The organism is Pseudomonas sp. (assembly GCF_026224925.1).
Lineage (GTDB): Bacteria > Pseudomonadota > Gammaproteobacteria > Pseudomonadales > Pseudomonadaceae > Aquipseudomonas.
This window is the reverse complement of sequence record NZ_JAMFRV010000430.1, coordinates 1-4,497: the sequence shown is the minus strand read 5'-3', so window position 1 is coordinate 4,497 and position 4,497 is coordinate 1. Positions and strand designations below refer to the sequence as shown.

Below are 4,497 nucleotides of genomic sequence, written 5' to 3'. Positions count from 1 at the left end.
TGGCCACAGCGCTGCGGGCCAACTCATTGTTTTGCCGCACCACGTCCACAATCTCCACTGTGGCTTTGCTGGTGCGCGCGGCCAGGCTGCGTACTTCGTCGGCCACCACTGCAAACCCTCGACCGTGCTCCCCTGCACGAGCCGCTTCAATGGCTGCGTTCAATGCCAACAGGTTGGTCTGATCGGCAATTCCGCGAATGGTCTGGACGATGCTGCCGATTATTTCCGACTGTTTGTTCACGGCATCAAGGCTGCGCGCAGCTTCATTGAGGTCGTTGGAAATTTCCTCGATCACCTGCACCGTTTGCTGCACCACGGCCGAACCCTTCTGTGCGCTGGCGTCGGTTTGAACCGACGTATCGTGAGCTGTTTTCGCCGCGCTCTGTTGCACGCTGACTTGTTGCGTGATGTCACTGGCAAACTTGATGACTTTATACAGTCGGCCTTTGGCATCGAATAACGGATTATAAGAGGCTTCGAGAAAAACCGTGTTTCCGTGTTTATCAATACGCTCAAATCGATGGGAGTGGTATTCGCCGCGGTTTAATGACGCCCAGAATGCTTTATAGGCCGATGAGTCCGCCTCTCCCCGATGGCAAAACAGGCTGTGGTGCTGCCCAACAATTTCATTGAGTTTGTAGTGCATGGTTTTAAGAAAGTTTTCGTTGGCGTTAATGACCCTGCCGTCGGGGGTGAATTCAATCATGGCCATCGAACGGCTGATGGCGTCAATCATGCTCTGGTTTTCACGCTCTTTATGAACAGCGCTGGTGACGTCCGAGGCGACCTTGGTCACGCTCAAAACTCGATTGTCAGCGCCAATGACCGGCATGTAGCTAGCCTCCAGCCACACTTCACGGCCTGTTTTGTCTAGGCGTAAGAAGGTCGTGCTCAGTGGCTCGCCCCGGGCCAGGTCACGCCACATCTTGGCGTAGGCGTCGCTGTTGTAGAACTCTTTCTCGCAGAAGATCCGGTGGTGTTTACCGCGAAGGTCGTCGATCGAATAGCCCATGGTCTTACAGAAATTGTCATTGGCGTCTATCACGATGCCGTCCGGGGTAAATTCGATCATCGCCATGGATCGACTGATCGCCTTCACCTTGGCTTTTGCTGCGTACAAGGCAGCGGTGGAAAGCTCAAGTTCTGCTTCGACTACTTTGCGCTGAGAATTGAACATATTACAGCCACCTAAAATAATGCGTATGGTTAGGTAATACCGATATTACCCACGGTCATTCTGTTGAAATTTCAAGGCGCGCCAATAGATCGCCCGAAAAGAGGAAGATGTTAATAATGCCTTAATGGGATTGCGTATCTTTTAACAGGCGGGAAGAGTAAATGAAGATAGTGTTTGGTTACTTGAGCATCCATATTCAAGCCTCATAAATTAATGCGTTTTTGCATGTTTTACGAAATAATCGCGACCGTAAAGTAAGTATTGACCCCATCATAGACAAACATGAACGGTATGCAAGGTCGTGGGGTGTCCATTCATAAGAATAGTAAGAAATGATAGGTGTTGTCATTTTGAGTGCTTGGCAGTAAAGGCTCTAGTCTGCACGTTTCGCCGTCCAGAGCACATAAATTTTCTGGCATGCCTTGCTCTGCGACCAACATTATTGCTGCTGTGGGGTCTGCCCCTGCTTCAAATCACCCCGACATCTTCCATCCGAATGAGTGGGTGCCACGAAAAGAATGCTAATCTCGTTGGGATAACCACGCACGTTTTCCTGCGCAGCGACGGCAAGTGCGTAACTTACTATGGGATCAAGCATGTCCGTTCTGCAGCGCAGCATCCCCATAGCACGTTGCGCCTGATTGAGAGCGTCGGACATTGCCCACACTTAAGCTCACCCAGCGGGTGTACTGATGACATGAACGAATTTCTCGCACCGCTCGAAACCGTTGCCCATGTTGCTTGAGCCGCCATTGCTGCCCGACAGCGACTCCCTATGGGAAGCTGCCGCGTGCGGCTTGCTGTTGACCTCGGCAACGGGGTCGATCGAACGGGCCAATTTGACGTTTTGCCACTGGGTGGGTTTGAGTCAGAGCGAGTTACAGGGCCGACGGTTTCAGGAACTGTTGACCATGGGCGACAGGATATTTCATCAGACCCACTGGGCACCGCTGCTGCAGATGCAAGGGTCGGTGACAGAGGTCAAACTCGATCTGGTTCACAAAGACGGTCACTCGATCCCGATGATGCTGAACGCGGTCCGCCGCGAGCATCCAACAACCGGCATCTTTCATGAGTTGGCGATATTTATCGCCGAAGACCGCAATCGCTATGAACGGGAGTTGGTTGCTGCGCGCAAGCTGGCTGAAGAGCGGCTGCTGCAACAACTGCAGGCACAGCGGGCGCTGACATTGGCGCAAGATCGCTTGAGTCAGGCGCATGCGGACGCCGAGATTCGCGCGACATTTGCCGAACAGATGGTCGGCATTGTCAGCCACGACCTGCGCAACCCGCTGGCGGCGATTAAAATGGCGGCGGATATGTTGGCCCGTAACGAACAGGACGAAAAACGCACGCGCATTATTGGCCATGTCACGCACTCGGCTAACCGTGCGCAGCGGCTGATTGCGGACCTGCTGGATTTTACTCAGGCGCGTGTCGGTCGCGGCATTGTGGTCAATCCACAGGCCATCGACCTGCACGCGGTGGTCGCCAGTTGCGTGGAAGAGTTATCGATGACGTTTTCCGGCCGCGGCCTTATTCACAGGCACGTGGGTGCAACACGATGCGTGGCCGATGGAGATCGTCTGCATCAGGCCATTGGCAATTTGGTAGCAAACGCGATGACCTACGGCGACCCTGACAAGGCGGTCACGGTGACCTCTGCGGTCGAGGCTGAAGGCGTAGTGATTACTGTGCATAACCAGGGCGTGCCGATCCCTGCGCCGTTGCTCGCGAACCTGTTCGAGCCGATGATCCGTGGCGTTGACGGCGGCGATGAGGTGCGCAGTGTCGGCCTTGGCCTGTTTATCGTCCGCGAGATAGCCCGTGCCCATCACGGGAATGTGCAAGTGACTTCAACCTTGGAGCCGGGTACTGTTTTCATCATCAGCTTGCCCTGACGCGTCGCTGAAAAGGGTTATACAGCTGTAGACGTTAGACGGCCCCGCGAGCGTTACACCAGCAGCGTCAACCAGGTCGAGGCCAGCAACAGCAGCGCCATGGCCTGGTTGAAACGCTGCATGCTGCTGGCAGACGTGCAGAACTTTGCGGCACTGGCCCCCAACCAGGCCCAAACGCTCATGCACGGAATGGAAATCAGGAAGAACGCCAGCGACAGATAGATCACCCGCGCCGTCCGATCAGCGTCGGTACCGGCAAAGACACTGACCACGGCCAGCGCCATCATCCAGGTTTTGGGGTTGACCAATTGCAGGCTTGCGCCGCCGAGCATACCCAGGCGTGGGCCTGTTTTTCTGGCCGAGAGCGCTGGTCCCTGAGGCTCAATGGCGGTCGCCGGGCTATTGAAAATCTGCCACGCCAAGTACGTCAGCCACGCAATGCCTATCCACAACATGACAGTTTGCACCGCGCGATAGCGCCCCAGCACATCACCCAAGCCCATTCCCACCAACAGCACAATGAGCGCAGCACCCGCGCACGCCCCCAGCACAATCGGCATTACGGCCAGCACACCGTGCCGTGAGCTGTTAGTCAGTACCAGGATGTTGGTGGGGCCGGGGGTGATGGAGGCGACGAAGGCAAACAGTATGAAAGGCAAAAAGGGGTTCATGGGGCAACTCGGCAATGAAGGTTGATCGTGGTTCGATCATCACCGTGCGTGTGGCCTCAGTCTGGAAGATTTGAGCAGCGTTTGCGGTAATCCGCTGGGGTCATGCGGTAAGCGCGCTGGAACCAGCGGCCGAGGTGGCTTTGGTCGGCAAAGCCCAGTGCCGCGGCGACTTCTGCTGGCGATTGGCCGGCTGCGAGCCAGCGTCGGGCCTTGGCCAGGCGCAGCTGGATCAGGTAGGCGTGCGGCGCCAAGCCGAACGCAGCTTTGAAGGCTCTGGTCAGGCGGAAGCGGTCAACGTTGGTGATACGGGCCAGGTCATCAAGGCCGATATCCTGGCTCATGTGGCTGTGCAGGTATTCGCGAGCTTTATGCGCCACCAAGGGCATACGCGGATCAGGAGACAGCAGCGCACGCCATCTTAAATGACTGGTCAAGCTGCCAAGCAATGTATCGAGGGCGGTCTGGCGGACAATGCGCATCTCTTGCCCATGCAGGCTTTGGAAGGCATTCGCGGTGGCGATGGCCAGGCGCGGATCGTCTGCCAAGGTGGCGGCGAAACTCAGTTGACTGTGTTCTGGCGTGTCTTCGAACAACGAACGCAGCTCTCGGTCCAGCCACTGCGGATCGAGATAAAGCGTTTGATAGGTAAAGCCTTCCGGAGCAGGCGCGTCGCCGTCATGCACCTCGCCCGGTTCCAGCAAAAACACCCGACCCGGTGTGCTCAGGTGGCGCTGGCGCCGGCAATTGA

Annotated in this window: 4 protein-coding genes; 1 reads left to right on the top strand and 3 read right to left on the bottom strand. The window is 56.2% G+C overall.

Features of this window, described 5'->3' with window-relative positions; translation table 11 throughout:
• Nucleotides 1-1,177 (bottom strand): PAS domain-containing methyl-accepting chemotaxis protein (locus M0974_RS18565; protein ID WP_297839933.1); only part of this gene is annotated, 1,177 nt, incomplete at its 3' end.
• 734 nt (nucleotides 1,178-1,911) lie between these two features.
• Here M0974_RS18565 and M0974_RS18560 point away from each other — a divergent pair.
• Nucleotides 1,912-3,078, top strand: a complete 1,167-nt coding sequence (locus tag M0974_RS18560) for a PAS domain-containing sensor histidine kinase (RefSeq protein ID WP_297839930.1) — start codon at nucleotides 1,912-1,914, stop codon at nucleotides 3,076-3,078.
• Nucleotides 3,079-3,131: 53 nt separating this feature from the next.
• Here the strand turns inward: M0974_RS18560 and M0974_RS18555 are convergent, their stop codons facing one another.
• Nucleotides 3,132-3,749, bottom strand: coding sequence for a LysE family translocator (locus M0974_RS18555; protein ID WP_297839927.1), 618 nt, complete (start codon nucleotides 3,747-3,749; stop codon nucleotides 3,132-3,134).
• 56 nt (nucleotides 3,750-3,805) lie between these two features.
• A partial coding sequence (locus M0974_RS18550) for an AraC family transcriptional regulator (RefSeq protein ID WP_297839924.1) occupies nucleotides 3,806-4,497 on the bottom strand: 692 nt, incomplete at its 5' end.

Excerpts from the sequence above, each read along its gene's own strand:
- M0974_RS18555 (WP_297839927.1), bottom strand. The coding sequence starts at position 3,749 with ATGAACCCCTTTTTGCCTTTCATACTGTTTGCCTTCGTCGCCTCCATC.
- M0974_RS18560 (WP_297839930.1), top strand. The coding sequence starts at position 1,912 with ATGTTGCTTGAGCCGCCATTGCTGCCCGACAGCGACTCCCTATGGGAA.